At 62.4% G+C, this 18975-nt stretch carries 13 protein-coding genes; 4 read left to right on the top strand and 9 right to left on the bottom strand.

Going from position 1 to position 18975, the window contains the following annotated elements:
- Nucleotides 1-257: 257 nt before the first annotated feature.
- From O3303_RS07980 to O3303_RS07950, 7 genes are all read right to left on the bottom strand, one after another.
- Complete coding sequence (locus O3303_RS07980; RefSeq protein WP_269561534.1) at nucleotides 258-5204, bottom strand: DNA repair ATPase; 4947 nt, start codon at nucleotides 5202-5204, stop codon at nucleotides 258-260.
- A 44-nt stretch (nucleotides 5205-5248) separates the two neighbouring features.
- A complete protein-coding gene (locus tag O3303_RS07975) occupies nucleotides 5249-5593 on the bottom strand; it encodes a DUF3592 domain-containing protein (RefSeq protein ID WP_269561533.1) in 345 nt (114 codons plus the stop codon).
- Between the two features lie 217 nt (nucleotides 5594-5810).
- Nucleotides 5811-7970 carry a flotillin family protein gene (locus O3303_RS07970; protein WP_269561532.1) on the bottom strand — a complete coding sequence of 720 codons (2160 nt, stop codon included), beginning with the start codon at nucleotides 7968-7970 and terminating at the stop codon, nucleotides 5811-5813.
- A 261-nt stretch (nucleotides 7971-8231) separates the two neighbouring features.
- Nucleotides 8232-8891: an OB-fold-containig protein gene (locus tag O3303_RS07965; protein WP_269561531.1), complete on the bottom strand. Its 660-nt coding sequence runs from the start codon at nucleotides 8889-8891 to the stop codon at nucleotides 8232-8234.
- A gap of 45 nt (nucleotides 8892-8936) precedes the next feature.
- The gene (locus O3303_RS07960) at nucleotides 8937-9149 is read right to left on the bottom strand and encodes a hypothetical protein (RefSeq protein WP_269561530.1); all 213 of its coding nucleotides are present in this window, start codon (nucleotides 9147-9149) and stop codon (nucleotides 8937-8939) included.
- 50 nt (nucleotides 9150-9199) lie between these two features.
- Nucleotides 9200-9904: a PspA/IM30 family protein gene (locus tag O3303_RS07955; protein ID WP_269561529.1), complete on the bottom strand. Its 705-nt coding sequence runs from the start codon at nucleotides 9902-9904 to the stop codon at nucleotides 9200-9202.
- Between the two features lie 141 nt (nucleotides 9905-10045).
- A complete protein-coding gene (locus tag O3303_RS07950) occupies nucleotides 10046-10459 on the bottom strand; it encodes a CesT family type III secretion system chaperone (protein WP_269561528.1) in 414 nt (137 codons plus the stop codon).
- Nucleotides 10460-10673: 214 nt separating this feature from the next.
- Between O3303_RS07950 and O3303_RS07945 the strand changes: the two genes are divergently transcribed.
- Genes O3303_RS07945 through O3303_RS07935 form a run of 3 tightly spaced genes read left to right on the top strand, consistent with a single transcriptional unit; the run spans nucleotide 10674 to nucleotide 13534 of the window.
- The gene (locus O3303_RS07945; RefSeq protein ID WP_269561527.1) at nucleotides 10674-11459 is read left to right on the top strand and encodes an XRE family transcriptional regulator; all 786 of its coding nucleotides are present in this window, start codon (nucleotides 10674-10676) and stop codon (nucleotides 11457-11459) included.
- Between the two features lie 60 nt (nucleotides 11460-11519).
- The gene (locus O3303_RS07940; RefSeq protein WP_269561526.1) at nucleotides 11520-12617 is read left to right on the top strand and encodes a hypothetical protein; all 1098 of its coding nucleotides are present in this window, start codon (nucleotides 11520-11522) and stop codon (nucleotides 12615-12617) included.
- Between the two features lie 29 nt (nucleotides 12618-12646).
- Nucleotides 12647-13534: an alpha/beta hydrolase gene (locus O3303_RS07935; protein ID WP_269561525.1), complete on the top strand. Its 888-nt coding sequence runs from the start codon at nucleotides 12647-12649 to the stop codon at nucleotides 13532-13534.
- 138 nt (nucleotides 13535-13672) lie between these two features.
- Here the strand turns inward: O3303_RS07935 and O3303_RS07930 are convergent, their stop codons facing one another.
- Complete coding sequence (locus O3303_RS07930; protein ID WP_269561524.1) at nucleotides 13673-14701, bottom strand: J domain-containing protein; 1029 nt, start codon at nucleotides 14699-14701, stop codon at nucleotides 13673-13675.
- 170 nt (nucleotides 14702-14871) lie between these two features.
- Nucleotides 14872-15774 (bottom strand): histone deacetylase family protein, encoded by a 903-nt coding sequence (locus O3303_RS07925; protein ID WP_269561523.1) that lies wholly within the window; start codon nucleotides 15772-15774, stop codon nucleotides 14872-14874.
- Nucleotides 15775-16575: 801 nt separating this feature from the next.
- On the opposite strand from O3303_RS07925, the gene O3303_RS07920 reads away from it, so the two are divergent.
- Entirely contained in the window at nucleotides 16576-18102 is a 1527-nt protein-coding gene (locus O3303_RS07920; RefSeq protein ID WP_269561522.1) for a TROVE domain-containing protein, read from the top strand.
- The last annotated feature ends 873 nt before the right edge of the window (nucleotides 18103-18975 follow it).

The following is an 18975-nucleotide window of genomic DNA, read 5'->3' as shown; positions in this document are numbered from 1 at the left end:
TTGATGAGTTGATAATTGAACGTCATGCTGAGCTTGAAACGAACGTCATGCTGAGCTTGCCGAAGCATCTCGCGTGCTGACGTTTGATTACTAATTTAGTGTCAGCACGCGAGATGCTTCGGCAAGCTCAGCATGACAGTTAGCTTTGGCAACGTCAGCACGCGAGATGCTTCGGCAGGCTCAGTGTGATGGTTAGTTTGGCAACGTCAGCACGCGAGATGCTTCGGCAAGCTCAGCATGACGTTCTGGGGGCGTTCTTACTCGCGTTTCAGTGCTTCCCGGATGCCGCTTAGGCCGCCGGCAATGTTTTCCAGTTTCTCCAGCATCTGTAGGAGCTGGGCGGGGCCGGAGTGGCGGAGGTTGTCGAGGTAGGTTTGCTTGATTTGCTGCCAGCGGGCGGCTTGCTCGGGGGTGAGCCAGCCGAGCAGCTCGCGCAGCTTGAGCAGGTTGGCTTCGGTGGCGCTGGTCAGGGTCTGGGCCTCGCTTTCGTAGTGGGCGGCCAGCAGGTCGGTGATTTCCTGGTCGTTCATGACGGGGCGGACTTTCTCGGCCAGCTTGTTCATGTTGCGGTAGGAGCCCTGGAGCTTGAACGGCGGCTCGGTGCGGTAGGCGTCGGCCTGGGCGGCGCTGGCAATGTAGGCAGCATTCACGGTAGCCACCACGTCGCGCAGGCGCAGCAGCTGGCCGAGCACAGCTACGTACTCATTCAGCTCCTCGGGCGAGTGGTTGCCCTCGAAGCTGAGGCCGTCCTGCTGCCCGGTTTCGGTGAGGCGGATGAGGGCGGGCACGTCTTGGGGGCTTTGGGTGGCGAGGCGGGCCAGGGCGGTGTTGCTGGTGAGGGCGTTTTCGAGGTAGGAGAGGCGGAAGGCGTCTTCGGAGCCGGCCGTGAGGATGTCGCCGAGGTTGTAGATGTCGGCGCGGTTGGCCAGCATATCGGGCAGCTGGAATACGTCGCCGCTTTCGGTGTAGGGGTTGCCGGCCATCACCACGGCCACTTTGCGGCCCCGGAAATCGTAGGTGCGGGGGCGGCCCTGGTACACGCCCTCAATCTTGCGCTGGGCGTCGCAGAGCGAGATGAACTTCTGCAGAAACTCGGGGTGGCAGTGCTGAATGTCATCCACGTAGATCATCACGTTGTCGCCCATCTCGAAGGCCAGGTTCAGCTTCTCCAGCTCCTGCCGCGCCCCGGCGTTGGGGGCCTGGGCGGGGTCGACGCTGGTGACGGCGTGGCCGATGGCAGGGCCGTTGATTTTCATGAAGATGAGGCCCAGGCGGTTGGCCACGTATTCCATGAGGGTGGTTTTGCCGTAGCCGGGCGGCGAAATCAGCAGCAGCAGCCCCATGAGGTCGGTGCGCTTGCCTTCGCCGGCCGTGCCGATCTGCTTGGCCAGATTGGCCCCGATGAGCGGCAGGTACACTTGGTCAATGAGGCGGTTTCGCACGAAGGAGGTGAGTACGCGGGGCCGGAAGTCTTCCAGGCGCATGTCCTCGGCGGCGCGGGCCAGCAGCTGCTTTTTCGTCTCCTGAAACTGCTCGTATTGGGCCACCGTGGCGCGGTCGTAGTGCAGCAGGCGGCGGCGGAACTCGGGGAAGTTGAGGGTGTAGTTGTTGGTTGTTAGTTGTTGGTTGTTTGTGGAAACGATGCGCGGGTGGGTGCCCTGGAAGCCTTCGAGGTTTTCGGTGGTGGGCGTGTGGACCACGCGGGCAGGGTCGAAGGTTTGGGTGAGCAGGAGGACGGCCACCTCACCCCCCGGCCCCGCATCTGCTCTATGCGCAGAATCCTCGGGGAGAGGGGGGCGGGGGGTGAGGTGCGCCGCCTGCACCCACTGGCGCACCAGCTGAAACTGGGCTACGGGCTGGTCGCGCAGCTGGTCGATGGACTGCTGGAAGAGGTCGGTGGCGTGGCGCTCCTGCAGCTGCTTCTGGAACTGCTGGTGCAGGTCGGCGGCTTCGTGGGAGATGATGAAGGTGCCGGTGTGAGTCAGCTCGTGGAACAGGTAGTCGCCGGCTTCCTGCACCTGGGCGGGGGTGAAGAGGCCGGTTTGGGCGGCGAAGGTTTCGACGGCGGCTTGCAACTCGGCTTTGAGCTGGTCGAACTCCTGCGAATCGGGGAAGACCTGCAGCAGCACGCCGATGCCCTGGAGCTGCTGCTCCCAGTGGGCGCGCTGGTCGGGGTCGGCGAAGCGCAGCCAGTAGAGGGCGGCGGCGGCGCGGGTATCGGCCGGGTAGCGGAGCAGGTCGGCAGTGCGGGTGAGGCGCACTAGGGCCGTGAGCAGCAGGGCGGCGTCGTGGTCGTGCACGCCTTTGAGGTAGCCTTCCTGGTAGCGCGCGGCCATGAACTGCTGCACGTAGGTGAGCAGCTCGGCGGCGCTCAGGTGGCCCAGCTCGGGCACCGACAGCACGGCGGGGCGGCCGGCCTCGGGGTTGGCGGGGGCGGGGTGTTGGGCGCCCTCCAGGATGCGCCAGGCCAGAAACTCGGCCCGGTACACGTCCTGGTTTTCCGACACCACGGTTTGCTCCCATACGGGCCGGGAGGCCAGCAGGGCGGGGTCGGTTATCTTCTGGAAGAAGTTGGTGCCGGTAAGGTGGTAGTGCAGGTCGCCGTCGCGCAGCACCACGGTCAGCTCCAGGGGCTGGGTGTTCACGGTGAAGGCGTGGGTGCCGAAGCGCAGGGTCTGGCCGCCGTCGGCAAACAGGTCGGCCCGGTCGCGGAGCTGGCGCACGGCGTTTTCGCGCAGGGTTTTCAGGCGGCTCTGCACGTCGTCGGCCTTCACCGAGTCGCCCAGCGCCAGCAGGTCCTGGGCCGTTTGGCGCACCTTTTCCACCATCACGTCGGCGGCAAAGTAGCCGTTGATATCGGCCACCGATTCCAGCCGGCTGACGCGGCTCTGCACCGCTTTTAGCAGCCGCTCGGCGCTTTGCAGCAGGGCGGTGGCGCGCTGGTTGCGGGCGGCCACCAGGGCGGTTTTCTTCGACTCGAAGGCTTCCACCACCTGCTCGCGGCGGGTGGTGAGCTGCTCGATGAACTGGTCGAAGTCGGGGAATTTGCCTTCCAGCTCTTCCAGCTGCACCATCAGCTTGGTGAGGTACTCGTCGCACTTGGCGGGGGTGTCGGCCAGGTCGAGGTAGTTGGTGAGGGCCTGTTCCAGCAGCTTGAGCTGGGCCGTGAACTCGGCCTGGGCCTCGGTGCCGGCCAGCGCCTGCCGCCGCCGCTTCAGCGCCGCCCGAATCTGGTTGAAGCGGGCGTACACCGTCGATATGTTGTCGATGATGGCCGTGGTCTGCGTGGGGTCGGGGATGGGCAGGTTGCTCACCACCTCAATCAGCAGCTCCAGCTCCTGGGCCACGGCGGCGGTTTCCTGCTCGCGCTGGTCGGCTTCGATGGTTTTCTGCACCTGCTCTACGCCGTCGGCAATGGCTTGCACGCGCTGGGAATAGGGCAGGAGGGCATCGGGCCGGAGTAGGAACTCCACGGTTTGCAAAGCCACTTCCTTGCTCAGCGCCTCCAGGTCCTGGGCGTGCTTTTCCACGGCCGGCAGCTCCACGTAGCGCAGCTCCTTCAGCGAAATGACCTCGCCCCGCACCCCGCGCAGCTCGCCCAGCAGCTGCACGAATTCCGTGACGGTATCGGGCGCCGAGCGGCGGATGCGGCCGGTCAGCTCCCCGGCCTTCTGGAATACGGCGGCCGTTTGCTGGGCCGTGTTCTTGCGCAGGCTTTGCACCTTCTCAAACTCCTCCACGGCCGCCGTGGCCGTCTGGCGGATTTCGGCCAGCGGCTCGGCCAGGGCCTGGGCTGCCGGCTCGCGCAGCCAGTGGTAGGCGTCGGTGAGGCTGGTCGTCTGGCGGATCAGGTCGAGGTAGAGGCCGGCGTAGGAATCGTCCTTGCCGGTCAGGGTCAGCACTTCCTGCACCTCGCTCATGGCCCGTACAATCTCCTTGTTGCCCAGCTTGTAGAGGTAGGAGTCGGAGGTGACGGGCAGCTGGAAATCGGGGGCGGTGTAGGGCGTCTGCCAGATCTGCACGGCGTGGTGCTTCTTGGGCTCGTCGTCGGCCCGGAAGTAGCACAGCTCGCCGTTCTCGAACAGGGCGTAGCCGTGGCACACGATAGGGTTGTCTACACGCTGGGCAATGCGGTTGTAGCTCAGCAGCAGGTAGGTGCCGTGGTCTTTGTTGAAGAACACGTAGAGAAAATCCTCCCCGTTCGGCGACACCACGCGCTTCTCGAACAGCATCTCGCGCAGGCCGTTGTCGAAGAGCTTGTTGTCGCCGGTTTGCAGGTAGAAGCCGTGCGGAAAAATCAGGCCCTGGCCATCGGGCAGCAGCACGCAGGCATCGGCCAGGGCATCTAGGCGCTGGGCGGTTTTGAGCCGGTGGTTGAAGATGAAGTGGCGGTACTGCTGCTCCTGGTAGGGCCGGATTTTGAGCAGAATCAGGTTGCCGACCACCGCGTAGTAGATTTCCGAGTCGTCGAGGGTCTGGTCCTTGTCGTCCACCGGCTCGCTCAGGATGCCGTGGCCGGTGCTGGTGTTGTCCTCGACTTTGATGGTCAAATCCCCGCCCACGGTTTCCACAAACACCTTGTCCTCGATGCTGATGTGGGGGTGCTTGCCGCCGCGCTGCATGTCGCGGGTGGCGCGCTTCCACTGGAACTCGTGCTGGGGCGGGAAGGTGTACTCGTGGTCGGAGCGGTTGTCGAGGTAACTCAGCGTTTCGCCCTGCACCAGCCACTTAAACGTCTTCACATCGGAGGCGCTCTTGCCCACCCGAAACACCATGAACAGGTGCACGCCAATGACGGCGAACTTCACGAACTGGGTGTTCTTGTAGTAGCGGTAGAGGTTGCGAAACTCCTCCAGAAACTGCGGGTGCTGCAGCAGCTCCAGCCCCAGCGGCCGGAAGTCGTGCCCGGCGTATTCGTACACCCCAAACACGTCGGCCAGATCGGGCTCGGCCTTCAGCCCCAGCACCACGTTGTAGCCGAAGATGAACCGCTGGCCCACCGGCACCATGTCCCAGGCCACGCAGTTGTTTTCGGTGCTGATGCGGCCGGTGCCAATCAGGCGCGTATCCACGGCCCCGAATACCTGCTTGCGCTCGGCATTGAGCAGGTCGAGGCGCTGGCGCAGGTCGGTGCTGCTTTTGAGCAGGCGGTTGCGCAGGATTTCGTAGGTGCCGGTTTCGAGTTGGGTAGCTTGAGCTTCCATAGGAGGGCAAGGCACAGACCCTTGCAGGGAGAAAAAACGGCTAATTAGTATCGTGACGACCGTAACCTGGCCTTCAGGATAGCATTAGCTGGATCTGATTTAGCGTAGATGACGGCGGTAGTGTCGCCTTTGGCGTGGGTGCGCAAAAAGTTTCTGGACACCCGCGCCCGAAGGGAATGCTCCACGCCGCCCACGGTATACCGCACGGATATGCGCCGGCTCTTGTACCTTCTGACCCGGGTAATGATGCCCGTGGCGTACCCCGGATTTTTCAGAATCAACGCCCGCTTTTCGGCCCTATCCGCTTTAACGAAGTAGATAAGGCCGGCAAAAAGGGCGATGCAGAAAGCCAGGCCAAGGATGATGCCCACGGTTTGCCGGCGGGTCATTTGGGGTGGAGTGGTAGAATCGGGTGCTTGCATGAGCAGGTAGCCAGCGCTAGAATCTAGTCGCCTCACCCCAACCCCTCTCCGAAAAAGGAGAGGGGCTCTAGCTGTAGATTTTAGAGGTAGAGACGAGCCAGCGCCAGCACTAGCTTTAAAAGGGTAGAAACTAGTTCCCCCTCTCCTTTTCGGAGAGGGGGCTAGGGGGTGAGGCGACTAGAGGTTACAGCATTCGGGCCGGCTTATCCCCGATGCCCAGGGCCGTGGCGGTGCTGGCCAGCTGGGTGATGGTGGCGCGGGTGGCGTCGTCGCCGGCCTGGTTCATCATCTTCAGCAGCAGCGCCGAAACGCTCAGGTTCTTCATGTCCTCCGAGCTCAGGCCGAACTGGTCCACGAAGCGGCGCAGGTTGGCTTTAAAGTCGCCGCCACCGTCAGTCGAGAAGAAGGCGTCTTTCACGGTGCCCAGCACTTCGGAGTTGTGCACGGTGCGGTCCACCATTTTACCCTTGGTAATCGAGCCGATGATCTGGTCGAAGAACATCGTTTCGCCGCCCACAATGTCGATTTTGGCGGCTTTCAGGGCCTCGCCAATCACCTCGGCCTGCGAGGCGGCAATGTCCTTCTGGATGTTGATCTGGGCCAGCTCCACCGACTTGTCCTTGTCGAGGCGCAGCTTGAATTCCTCGTGGTCTTTGCCCACGCCGTCGAGCTTCTTCATGGCGTCGGCCTTGGCTTCGATGCCCTTGGCTTCCACCGCGAATTTCTGCTCCGATACGGCCGCTTCGGCCAAACCCTTCTTCTGGTCGGCGTCGGCGCGGAACTGGATGATGTCGGCGTCGGCCTGGCCTTTTTCGCGGCTTACTTTGGCGGCTACCAGCCCCAGCTTCTCGTCGGCCTCAGCCTGGGCGCCGGCCCGCGACTGGATGGCCTGGGCTTCGGCGGCGGCGGTGAGCTGGAGCACGTTGGCTTCGGTTTCGCCTTCCTTCTGGCGGGCGGTGGCTTTGGCCTGCATCACCTGCGCTTCGGCCAAACCTACGGCGGTGGCTTTGCTGGCTTCGGCTTCGGCCAGCGTGCGGATGGCCTGGCCCTTGAACTCGGCCGAGGCTTTTTCGGCTTCGGCGTCAATCATGGTTTGCTTGGCGCGGAACTCGGCGGCCTGGCGCTCCATGTCGGCGTTGCCGACCAGCGCCACCGTGGCGGCTTCGGCCTGCTGCTTGGCGGCCGTAATGGCCACCAGCTTGTCGCGCTCGGCCAGGGCCTGGGCGCGGGTGTCCTTGATTTTCTCCTCCTCGATTACCGTGGCTTTCTCCACCGTAATCCGCTCCCGGATAATGGTCTGGATGTTCTTCTTTTCTTCTTCCAGCGCCTTTTCCTTCTCAATCTGCGCCAGGGCCACAATTCGCTCCCGCTCGTTTACTTCCAGGGCTTTGGCCTGGGCTACGCGCTCGGTTTCCACGGCGTCGGTGCGCTGCTTGTTGCGCTCGGCCACCAGCACCTGCCGGTCGCGGTTCTGCTCGGCAATGCCCACTTCTTCCTCGGTGGCAATGCGGGCCTTTTCGCCCTTCAGACGCTCTTCCTGCGTTACCTTCTCGGTTTCGGCCAATTCCCGCGACTTGATGTTGGCAATTTCGCGCTTCTGCTTTTCCTGGTTTTCCACCAGCTGCTTATCGAGTTGCAGGATGGTTTCCTGCGCCTCTACGTCTTGTTTCTTGATGGTTTTCTGCTGCTCGCGCTGGATGGCGTTGGCCTGAATTTTCTGCTCCGAGGTCAGGGCAATGATTTTCTTGATGCCTTCGGCGTCGAGGATATTATCCTGGTTGAGGGCCGTGAGCGGGGTTTGCTCCAGGTAGTCGATGGCGCAGTCGTCGAGCACGTAGCCGTTGAGGTCGGTGCCGATGATGGTCAGGATCTGCTGCTTGAACTGCTCACGGGAGTTGTAGAGCTCAATGAAATCGAAGTGCTTGCCCACGGTTTTGAGGGCTTCCGAGAACTTGGCGTCGAAGAGACTTTCCAGCGCGGCCGGGTCGGAGGCGCGGTGCGCGCCGATGCTCTGGGCCACGTTCACCACGTCCTGGCTGGTTTTGTTGACGCGCACGAAGAAGTTCACCTTCACGTCGGCGCGCATGTTGTCTTTGCAGACCAAGCCCTCAGAGCCGGCGCGGGCAATAACGATGGTTTTGAGCTTGATGTCCATCACCTCCAGCTTGTGCAGCACGGGCACCACAAATATGCCGCTGAACGATACCTGCGTGTCGCCCATGCCGGTGCGCACCAGAGCCTCGCCCTGCACGGCCTTCTGGTACATGCGTGCCACAATGGCAATAAAGCCCAATAAGAGGACGGCCACGATGACAATCACCGCGAGAGAAAGTTGTTCTAGCATGGAAGTAAGGAGTAGAGGCAAATTGGGAGAAAGGAAGAGGAGTCTAATGGCCGCCAGTGGGCGCCAAAGTTTGAGGGATTAAGTTGAATACAGAAAAACCGGGCATTATCAATCAAATAGGCGGATTACAGAGAATAACGCTTTAGCTACCAGCCGGCCTGCATCCAGCAGAAATTGCAGGAATTCTAAGAGGTCGAATAAGATATTGTCGTTACCGGGGCGATTATCAGCGTTGCGCATAAGAACTGGTAAAAAGGATATTCAGGGCGCGTCATAGGGCTCCACAAGGTAGCAGCGGCGGGCGGCATCGTAGTCAATAACCAGGGCCGTATCGCCTTTTTTTAGCTCGGTAGCGGCGGAGGCGGCGCGCACGCTCAGCACCAGCGGTGCCCCGGTGGGCTGGGGCACGCTGGCCTGCCCCAACTGCTGCTGGCTGACGGACATCAGCATCGTGCAGACTTTGCCCAGCGGCTGGGCGCCGCTGTCGTGGTTGCGCTCCATGGCCGCAAAAAGCCGCACAAACGGCAGCGTGAGCACCTTGGCCACCAGCAGACTGCCCAGCAGCAGCGGCACCAGCAGCACCGCCCCCAGTAGCCCCGACGTGTTGCCCAGGTAGTAATTCAGCAGGATGCTGCCCACCCACCACGGCAGCGCCACGAAGCTCACCAGCACCATCAGCGGCACCCGCCCTAGGTTGAAAAAGGCCAGCGCGTGGTTCAGCCAGCTCACGCCCATGCTGGCCGTATCGGGCGCGGTGTGCCCGTCGGGACTGAAGTGTGCGTGGTGGTCGGTATCGACGTCGACAGTTTTAAAATCGAGTACCCCCAGCAGTACTGTCAGCCAGTACAGCAGCACGAACACCAGCAGGCCGGTAGGCAGCAGGTTGGGCGGCGAAACGGCCGCGTGTAGAAGTTCGGTCATTGGCAGAAAGGAACCGCTGGATACCGGAAATGGGAGTTGACGTGGTTAGTTGGTCAACGGCAACTGGCGGCGTAGCTCCTCGTTTTCGGCTTTCAGCCGTTTCGCATAGCCAACATAGGTTGTCAGGCTAATCATGAGGCCAAAAACCATCAGCGTCCGGCCATTGCCGAAGTCAGCGAAGTGAAATATCTGGAAAGCCGCGCCGGCCAAGAGCATCAAGGCGCCCAGCACCCGCTGGGTTTTTTCTTTCGTGTTCATAGAAGTGCAGTAAGTATAACAGAGAGCTAGAAATAGGAGGGAAGGACCGTCTACCCCAGCCCCAGCTTCGCCTTCAGTGCCTGCAAATCGGCCGAGGCCTGGCCGTTGCCGTCCTTGCCCAAGGCCTTCTCGATTTCCTGGTCGATGGACTTGCTTTCCTGAGCAATCTGCCCGTACGATTCGGCCAGGGCTTCCTCAGTCGCCACCTTATCCTTCATGCGCTCCAGCAGCGCCACCGTCCCCGACGAGTCCAGCTGGGCCAGCTGCTGGTTGATGGTTTTGGTGGCCGTGCTCACCGTCACCCGGGCTTTCAGCGTTTTCAGCTCGTTGTCCCACTGCGAGATGGTGCTTTTGAGCTGCTGCACGTTCTGGTCGAGCTGCTGGGCCGAGGCCTCAAACTTCTGCTGTTCCTGCGTGGCGCGGGCAGCCTGGGCTTCGTGCTGGGTTTTCTTGAGCAGGGCTTCCGTGGCGAGGCGGTCGGCTTCGGCGGCTTCCAGCTCCTGGCGGTGGGCTTTCTGGAGCAGCAGCACGGCCTTGTTTTCGTAGTCGAGGGCGCGGCTGCGCTCCGTCTCGGCCTCGTTACGGCTGCGGATGGCCAGGGCCTTCACCTCGGCCAGCGCGTGCAGCGCCTTATCGAGGTCCTCGCGCAGGTCGCGCAGGCCTTGCTCGGTTAGCTTGATGGGATCCTCGAACTGATTGACTGCCGAATGCGCTTCGGCCTGCCCGATTTTGAAGATGCGGTTGAAGAGGTTCATGGCTATGGAAAGTTTGAGGTTTTGAGGAAGTTTGGCTCGTCATGCTGAGCCTGCCGAAGCATCTCTACCGCTTCGTTTGGTCGATTCACTAGCCTAGAGATTAAACCCTGGGGGAGCGGCCAGGAGCGCTCAGCATGACGGTTAGGCGTCCTCAGAACCAGATTTCGAAAACGCAATTAACTCGTCGCTGAACTCGCTGAGCAGCAGCCCCAGCGAGTTGAAAACGGCCTCCAGCTCGGGCCGGTCGAGGTGCTCCAGCTGCAGCGTATCGCGGAAGATGACCTTGCGGCCCGTTTCGTCCAGCACGAAAGCCCCGTGGATGATGTCGCGGTTTTTCTGCAGCAGCCGCTGGTAGATGTCGCAGCTAGGAGTGGGCAGTTCCAGCAGGTACTGCTCCAGAATCAGCAGCGGCTCGCCGCAGCCCAGCACCAGGTGTTCGATGCCCAGTTCCGGCTTGCTCACCACCAGCAGGTTGTTGGCCTCATCCTGGTGCTGAATGTCGAAGTCGAGCTCCAGCAGGTAGTTCTGAATCTTATAGAAGTAAGAGTTGGCCATAGAGTAAGCGGTAGGGGAAGAGGGAAAATCGGCCAGAAGGTAAGCAGTATCGGGAAGCAGCCCGTAACGCGGTACAGTTAAGGTTACAGATCTAATGGCTCAAAAAAATAGAGAAGCGAGAAACGGTCATCGGGAATATGTGCTAGCTTTACGATACAAGTGTACTCAAAGTTTGAGATAAGCTCAAATTTTGAGCGAAAATAATTTCCGCCGCATGTCGTACGTAGGGAAGAACATCCGTAAGATCAGAACCGTTAAAAAGCTGAGTCAGGCTGCTTTTGCCGAGCTGTTTGGCCTGGCGCGGCCTAGTGTAGGGGCCTACGAAGAAGGCCGGTCTGAGCCGAAAATGGAGACGCTAATTCAGATTGCTCATTATTTTGGCTTATCCGTAGATCTGCTACTTACGAAAGAGCTGACCGTAAACGAGCTCTACCACTTTGATATTTTTCGCCAGGAAACTACCCCTGAAGCGCTCGTCACGCCGGCCGCTGCCACAGCCGACCGCTTGGCGCAGCTCACGCCCTTTGTGCCCGCCGACCGCCTGCTCGAGTATATCGTGCAGCACCACAGCACCGCTTTCATCGACGCGCTGCCGTCGCTCACGTTTCCGCACCAGTTGGGGCCGGCCACCCGCGCCTTCGAGATTGTGGGGGCCGAAATGCAGCACCAGCAGCAGGGCCTGCGCCACCAAGACGTGGTGCTGTGCTGCCGCGTCGATAAGGCTGCGGCTACCTTGCGGCCGGGCCGCATCTACGCCTTCGTCACACAAAACAGCCTGCTGGTGCGTCGCCTGGCCGAGCGGCTGCCCACCAACGTGCTCCGGCTCCGCGCCGACAACCCCGACTACGGTGCCCAGGAATTTGCCCTGGATCAGGCGCTGGAAATCTGGGAAGTGAAGGCGGTGTTCACCACGCACCTGCGCCCGCCGTCCCGCATCGAGGACCGGGTGACGCGGCTGGAGCGGCAGGTGGAGGAGCTGCTGGCGCGGCTGGACGGGTAGGCATTTCCGGAGGATATGCGGCACTCGGGTTACTTCACGCGTCTATATACAAGGCCCCGGTTGCTCCTGGGGTTTCTGCTGCTGGTTGGCTTCGTGCTGCTGAGCCGACAGGAGTACCAGTCCCCCGCCGACGCGGAACTTAACAAGCGTGTGCGGTATCTGGAGCGCGTTATCCGGGAAGGGGCAGGCGCGGGCACCGACCTAGCCGGCATCAACAGCCAGAATCCGGAGTGGGCCTTGTTTTCGCTGTCGTTTACGGCGTATGCGCTGGCCAGCCGGGCGCAGCAGCAGCCCGCGCTTCGGCCGGAAGCGGCGCGTTATGTGGCACAGGCCGTTGCGCAGGCGCTGCAGCCGCCCATCCGCAGCGCCTTCGAGCCAATGGCCGCCACGGCCAGCCCCATCGACACCACCGGCTCGGTGCTGTACCTAGGCCACCTCAACCTGATGCTGGGCTGTTTGCGGCAACTCGACCCGGCCACCCGCTATTCGGGCCTGCACGATACGCTGTCGGGCGCGCTGTACCGGCGCTACGGCCGGGCGCTTGGCGGCTGCCTGGAGTCGTACGCGGGGCAGCGCTGGGTGCCCGACAACACGGTGGCGCTGGCGTCCTTGGCGCTGCACAGCCAACTTACTGGCAGCCCTTACCACAGGGCGGCACGGCGCTGGGTGGCGCGGGCCCGCCAGCATTACCTCGACCCCAAAACCGGCGTGCTGGCCTCGCAGGTGGATGCGCAGGGCCAGCCGCAGGAAGAAGCCCGGGGCTCGATGGTGGGCTGGAGCATCTGGTTTCTGGCCCGCTTCGACCCTGAATTTGCCCGGCAGCAATACCAGCGCTACCAGCAGCATTTCAGCACCAACCTGGGCGTGCTGCGGCTGTACCGGGAGCGGGCCGGCGCCTACACCACCAGCGCCGGCGACCTAGACAGTGGCCCGCTGCTGCTCGGCTACAGCATGCCCGCCAACGCCTTTGCCTTCGCTGATGCCGTGGCGCTTCACGACCAGCGCAATGCCCAACGCCTGCACCGCCTCATTGCGCTGGGCCGCCGTTCGGTGGAAAGCCCCACCGAGCTGCGCTACGCAGTGCGGTTCCTGGATTTACCGGTTAGTCCGCTGGCCGAGGCGCTGCTGCTTTATGCAGAATGCCCGGTGGTTCGCTAGCTTGCTGCCGGTTTGATTGATTTCCTGTAATGCCTGTTTCCTCTTCTGCTGCGGCCACTCCGCTACCATTGCCGCCCGGTATCGGGCTGATACGTTTGAAATTCCGGCTGCTGTCGGCGCTGTCCACAGAGTGGGCGTTTCGGCAGGCGTGGCGCCTGTTCACTTCGCCCCGCCCGCTGCCTACCAAGAAATGGGAAGCGGCGGCGCTGGCTGAAGCCCGGCAATTCTGGGTGCCCGTGGGCGTCAGCCAGGTGGCGGCCTACGAGTGGAACCCCGGCGGCACGCGCACGCTGCTGCTGGTGCATGGCTGGGAGCATCGGGCCAGCTTCTGGGGTGCTATGGTGAGGCCACTGGTGGCGGCCGGTTTCCGGGTGGTGGCCCTCGATGGGCCAGCGCACGGTGCTTCGCCGGGCACGCGCACTACGCTGCCAGCTTTCGGAGCGGCGGTGCAGGCCGTGGCCGATGCGGTGGGTGAGGTGTACGGGGTGGTGGCACACTCCTTCGGCGGGGCGGCCGTGGCGGGCATTCCGGTGCGCTTCAATGAGGCTGCTGATGGGCAGCTGCCGCGGCTGGTGCTGCTGGCGGTGCCGGCCAGCACCACGGCGGTGGCCCAACGCTTTGCCGCGCTGCTGCAGCTGCGCCCGGCCGTTATGGCGCGCATAGCCCGCCACGTGCGTGAGCAGCACGGCCGCGACGCCGAGAGCTTCAGTTTGCTGCACATGGGCCACCAGCTGCCCGTCGGCCGCGCCCTGCTGCTCCACGACCACGCCGACGCCAGCATCCCGTTTGCCGAAGCCCAGGCCATTGCCGCCAGCTGGCCCGCCCTGGACTTTCGCCCCACCACCGGCCTGGGCCACAACCGCATCATGCGCGACCCGGCCGTGCTGCAGCAGGTGGTAGAGTTTTTGGAGAGGTGAGAAATAAGAAGTTATAGGTATGTCATCCTGAGCTTGTGAAGGACCTTCTCACGTTTGAACAGCAGGCGTATCAACGGCTCGTTCTATCGTCACAAGGTCCTTCGCAAGCTCAGGATGACAGGACCTCTTCACCTGCCCTCACACCGTATCGTGGCCGGCGGCGGCCAGCTCGCGCAGCACGTCGCGCAGGCCTTCGGGCTCCCGGATCAGCTGTCCGATGTGGTGCAGGTAATCGGTTTCGGCGCGCAGCTGGCGCTTGAGCTGGCGGATTTCCTGCTCGCGCTTCTTGCCGGTGCTGCCCATAAAGCCGTTTTCGCCGAATTTCAGCTCGTTGAGCTGCTGCTTGAGCTCGAGTTGCTGCTGGTGCAGGGCCTGGGTGTAGCGCGCAAGCAGCGTGTCGTCGGTGGATTCGGTGGGGGCGGCTTCGGAGAGCAGCTGCAGCAGCGTGTAGAGGTCGTTGGTTTCGTAGGCCTCCGTGATGCGCTGCATGAGGGCGGTTTTGACCTGCTGGACGGCCGGGTCGCGCTGCAGGTCGGGGTGATGGGTGCGGGCCAGCTGGCGGTAGAGGGTTTTGGTGTTGGAAAGCAGCTCCTGCTGGGCCTGGCGGGCGGCTTTTTCGGCAGCTTCCTGCGCTTTCTCGGCCTTCGATTTGCGCCGGTTGCGAGCCTGGGCCGCGGCCTGCTCGTGCGGTGGTAAACTGCTGTCTGCCGGCTCAGCGGCTGTGTCCGTTCCAGCGGCGGGCTGCTGTTGATCGTCTTCTTCGGCATCGGCGGCGCGGCGGCGGGGGGCGTACTTGCGCAGGATGTCGGCGGCATCCTCCCCGAAGCGGTTCTGCAGGGCCCGGGCGTTGCCCACCAGCAGGGCCGTAATCTGTTGCTCCTCCAAGCGGCTGAAGTAGCTCAGCAACAAGGCTGCTTCCAGCGGCGCAAACAGTGCCTGCCGGGCCTCCACTACGGTTCGGGCCGCGGGGCCCACCTGTTGCCAGTAGCGCCGCCGGGCGTCCTTCTGCTCGTCCTGCAGCTCCCGCAAACGCTGCCGCAGCCCCTCTACCTGCGCTACCGCCGCCCGAAACGCCTGCTGCGCCGGCGTGCCCACCGGCTCGCCGGAAGAGGGTACGGGCAAAGCATTAGCGGCAGGCAGATCGGTGGCAGGGTTGTGCAGGTTCATGGTGTAAAGGTAGGTTATGGGGTGATGAGGGGATGGGTGGTGAAATAAGAACGTCATTCCGAGCGGAGCGAGGAATCTCGCGTGCTGACGTTGGAGTGGTATTGTTTACCACACTAGCGAGATTCCTCGCGCTGCTCGGAATGACGTTCTTATGTCACCCCATCACCTCATCACCCAAAAACCTCATACGCTACCCGAAACGTGTTGCAGTGGGCATCTACAATGTCGGAGAGGCGTTCGGAGTAGCCGCCGCCCATGCTTACTGCCACGGGCAGGCGGTGCTGGTGGCAGAGATTCAGCACGTACTCGTCGCGCTGGCGGCAGCCGGAGAGCGTGAGGGCCAGCTTGCCCAGTTTGTCGGTGGCCAGTACGTCTACGCCGGCCTGGAAGAACACGAAATCGGGCTGCACGCGCGCCAGCAGGCCGGGCAGCGTGTCGTGGAGCAGGCGCAGGTAGGTGGCGTCGTCGGTGCCCAGGTCCAGCGCCACATCCAGGTCCGACTGCTCCTTGCGCAGCGGGTAGTTGGCGCCGGCGTGCATGCTGAAGGTGAACACGCGCGGCTCATCCCGGAAAATACTGGCCGTGCCGTCGCCCTGGTGCACGTCGAGGTCCACGACCAGTACCTGCCGAGCCAGGCCGTGGTGGAGCAGGTGCGCGGCGGCCACGGCTATGTCGTTGAGCACGCAGAATCCTTCGCCTCGGTCGCGGAACGCGTGGTGGGTGCCGCCAGCCAGGCTCATGCCAATGCCCGTGCGCAGCGCTTCCCGCGCCGACTGCACGGTGCCGGCCACGCTGCTCAGCGAGCGGCGCACCAGCTCCGGGCTTTGCGGCAAGCCCAGGCGGCGCACCTCGGCGGCCGTCAGCTGCAGGTCGCGTACCCGGTGCCAGTAGTCGGCGGAGTGCACGCGCAGGATGTCTTCCTCGCTGGCCAGGCCGGGGTCGTAGAAGTCGGCGGCGGGCGCAATACCCTGCCACAGCAGCTGCTCCCGGATCAGCTCGTACTTGGCAATCGGGAAGCGGTGGCCATCAGGCAGGCTGATGCTGTATCGTTCGGAGGTGGCGAGGCGCGGCATATGCTGCGCAAGTACGTAACCCAGGGACGGAGGATGGGGGCAGGTGGTTGTTGGTGAGGATTTCGGAACGGGTGTAGAGACGCGTATTCGCGTCTCGTCGTTGGTGATGTTGTTTAATGGTGCAGCACCAATCGTGCGGTACCGTTTGTTCAGCGACGAGACGCAAATATGCGTCTCTACAGGATGTGAAAAATCACAGCGTTTATTAATGGTCTGCCAATAAATAAGAAAGGACAGAATCAATGGTTAAAAAAAATAATTAAAATATTTTTGAAATTAATTTGGTGGCTATAAAAAGTCCTCTCATATTTGTGACACCAAACACAACAACACCATGCTGCGCCACATCAACTACACCTTTGAGCAAGACCGGATGAAGCCAAGTGCATCGTCCATGGTTCGGTATAGCTGAAGCAGTAGCAGATTCCCTCTGACACTTCCGCAACCCGAACCCAGAAGGTTCGGGTTGTTTGTTTTTCAACCCCTTATCCCCTTCGGCCATGCACCAGCCAGCTGCTTACGTTGCGCTATCCTTCCCGAGTAAACGGCAAAATCGCCGCGAGTGGAATATGTGCGGCCGGGACTTTTTATCGAAAGATTCACGCGGATAACTTCCGTCTGATGCCTTCGTGAAGAAGCCCGGTTCTCCCGAGAAGCCGGGCTTTTTTCATGCTGATTTTTCAATCGAATAAATTAATTTTTATTCGAAACAGGAAAAATATGCCTGAAATATAACGCGCAAAAGCCAGGCTTTTTCCTCAATTAAATGCGTGTCGTTTTCATCTTTTTACCGCCATTTTTATGCGTTTTAATTTACCCTTCCGCAAAGCCCGGCCCGATACCGTAAACCACGCCGGGGCTACTGCTTTCACCCTGTCGCCTGCGCTGGAGCTGTACGCCGCTGTGGCCACCACGGCCCTCGCCGACCAGTTCTACGAAACGGCCGATACGCGGCTGACGCGGCTCCGGGAGCTGGTGGCCCGGTGCGAGCCTCGCTTTGTGGCCCAGCTGGCGGTGTATGCCCGGGAGCGGATGCACCTGCGTTCCGTACCCCTGGTGCTGGCCGTGGAGCTGGCCCGTCGCCACCGCGGCGACAGCCTCGTGAGCCGTTTGGTGGCCCGCATCGTACAGCGCCCCGACGAAATCACCGAGCTGCTGGCCTTCTATACGCAGGCCAACCAGCGCACCGGTCGCAAAACCCTCAACCGCCTCTCCAAGCAGGTGCAGAAAGGCCTGGCCCAGAGCTTCAACCGTTTCGACGGCTACCAGCTGGCCAAGTACGACCGGGCCGGCGCCGTCCGCCTCCGCGACGCGCTGTTTCTGGTGCACCCCGCCGCCAAAAACGCCGAGCAGCAAGCCCTGTTCAACCAGCTGGTGGCGGGCACGCTGCCCACGCCCTACACCTGGGAAACCGAGCTGTCGGCGCTGGGGCAGGTGGCCTACGCCACGCCGGCGGAGCGCACGGCAGCCTTCCGCCAGAAATGGACCGAGCTGATTGGCAGCGGCAAGCTGGGCTACATGGCCCTGCTGCGCAACCTGCGCAACATCCTCGAAGCCGACGTGTCGGCCGAAACGATGGTGGAGGTGTGCGCCGCCCTGGCCGACCGGTTTGCGGTGGCGCGCAGCAAGCAGCTGCCCTTCCGGTTTCTGGCGGCCTACCGCGAGGTGAAAGCCCTGCACGGCGGCCACGTGTCGGCGGTGCTGGCGGCGTTGGAAGACGCCATCAGCCACAGCGCCGCCAACCTGCGCGGCTTCGGCCCCGACACCCGCGTGGTAATTGCCTGCGACGTGTCGGGCTCGATGCAGCAGCCGGTGTCGCCGCGCAGCAAAGTGCTGCTCTACGACGTGGGCCTGGTGCTGGGTATGCTGTTGCAGAGCCGCTGCCAGCACGTGGTGGCCGGTATGTTCGGCAACACCTGGAAGCGGCTGAGCTTGCCCCGCGGCCCGGTTTTGCGCAACGTCGACGAGTTCTACCGGCGCGAAGGTGAGGTCGGCTACAGCACCAACGGCTACCTCGTTATTGAGGACCTGAAGCGCCGCCGCGAGGTGGTGGACAAGGTGCTGGTGTTCACCGACTGCCAGCTGTGGAACACGCACTTCAATGGCACCACCATCGCCAAGGAGTGGGCCGACTACCGCCGCACGGTGGCGCCCCAGGCGCGGCTGTACCTCTTCGACCTGGCTGGCCACGGTACCGCCCCCCTCGACGTGCGCGCCGAGGACGGAGTGGCCCTGATTGCCGGCTGGTCCGACAAGGTGTTCGACGTGCTGGCGGCGCTGGAAAACGGTGGCTCCGCCCTCACCGAAATCGAATCGATTGACTTCTGACACTCGCAACCCCGGGAGTGGCATTCCGCCAAGAAAAGCTGCCGCCGCTCCCGGGCCCCTGCCTGATTTTCTACAAGCATCACGCAATAATCATGTCTAATACATCGTAAACTCTTTGGGAAGGCGGCTGACCACCATTTGGCAGCCGTCGGCCGGAACGGCGCGGCGCCGGAGCATCTGCGCTCCGGGCGCCCGTTCCAACCCCTGAACTACGGCCGTTGGGTGCCGTAAGCGGGTGGTACTTAGCTGGTTGAAGCAGGCTTCTTCGGAAGTGCTGCCGGGTTCGAGTCCCACGCTACGGCTACGGCCGGGGCACAATCCGCCGGCTGACCGTTGCCCCAGCGCCGTGGTTTCAGGACGTTATGATAAGCCGGGTGCCGTGGAGAAGCGTTTCTTCGGGTCGCACGTTCGAGTCGTGTCTGCCGGCCGCATCAGGGCGGGCAGTAGCTCAGGTGGTAGAGCAGATGTGGCATCAGCCGCCGTTTCTCACCTGTCGCCCCGGCCTTATTCTATTTGTATAGCCTACTTACTTTAGCGTAAATCTGTACGGGTGCCGTAGCCGGGCCATACTTCGCGCTTTTAACGCCCAGGTCGCGGGTTCGAGTCCCGCTGGCTGCTGCTTCGGTGGCAGCTGTAGCTCAGCTGGTAGAGCAGGTTTTTGGAGGCCGGGCGCTTGTTGCCCCGTACAAATTGCCGGCTGATTGGTGCCGTAGCAGGGCCTTACTTCGATTGGGTCGGTGGGGTCGTGGGTTCAAGTCCCACCTGCCGCGAGGCAGTAGCTCAGTTGGTTAGAGCACGCATGTGGGCCCTGCACCCTGTTGCCCGATTAGTGGAAAAAAGCTGGTGCCGTAGGGCCGCCATACTTCGTCCTGT

This window comes from Hymenobacter canadensis (genome assembly GCF_027359925.1).
Classification (GTDB): domain Bacteria; phylum Bacteroidota; class Bacteroidia; order Cytophagales; family Hymenobacteraceae; genus Hymenobacter; species Hymenobacter canadensis.
This window is presented reverse-complemented; position numbering and strand designations above follow the sequence as displayed.

What these genes read in the sequence shown, in the direction of transcription:
- O3303_RS07980 (WP_269561534.1), bottom strand. Translation starts at nt 5,204, where the DNA reads ATGGAAGCTCAAGCTACCCAACTCGAAACCGGCACCTACGAAATCCTG.
- O3303_RS07975 (WP_269561533.1), bottom strand. Translation starts at nt 5,593, where the DNA reads ATGACCCGCCGGCAAACCGTGGGCATCATCCTTGGCCTGGCTTTCTGC.
- O3303_RS07970 (WP_269561532.1), bottom strand. Translation starts at nt 7,970, where the DNA reads ATGCTAGAACAACTTTCTCTCGCGGTGATTGTCATCGTGGCCGTCCTC.
- O3303_RS07965 (WP_269561531.1), bottom strand. Translation starts at nt 8,891, where the DNA reads ATGACCGAACTTCTACACGCGGCCGTTTCGCCGCCCAACCTGCTGCCT.
- O3303_RS07960 (WP_269561530.1), bottom strand. Translation starts at nt 9,149, where the DNA reads ATGAACACGAAAGAAAAAACCCAGCGGGTGCTGGGCGCCTTGATGCTC.
- O3303_RS07955 (WP_269561529.1), bottom strand. Translation starts at nt 9,904, where the DNA reads ATGAACCTCTTCAACCGCATCTTCAAAATCGGGCAGGCCGAAGCGCAT.
- O3303_RS07950 (WP_269561528.1), bottom strand. Translation starts at nt 10,459, where the DNA reads ATGGCCAACTCTTACTTCTATAAGATTCAGAACTACCTGCTGGAGCTC.
- O3303_RS07945 (WP_269561527.1), top strand. Translation starts at nt 10,674, where the DNA reads ATGTCGTACGTAGGGAAGAACATCCGTAAGATCAGAACCGTTAAAAAG.
- O3303_RS07935 (WP_269561525.1), top strand. Translation starts at nt 12,647, where the DNA reads ATGCCTGTTTCCTCTTCTGCTGCGGCCACTCCGCTACCATTGCCGCCC.
- O3303_RS07930 (WP_269561524.1), bottom strand. Translation starts at nt 14,701, where the DNA reads ATGAACCTGCACAACCCTGCCACCGATCTGCCTGCCGCTAATGCTTTG.
- O3303_RS07925 (WP_269561523.1), bottom strand. Translation starts at nt 15,774, where the DNA reads ATGCCGCGCCTCGCCACCTCCGAACGATACAGCATCAGCCTGCCTGAT.
- O3303_RS07920 (WP_269561522.1), top strand. Translation starts at nt 16,576, where the DNA reads ATGCGTTTTAATTTACCCTTCCGCAAAGCCCGGCCCGATACCGTAAAC.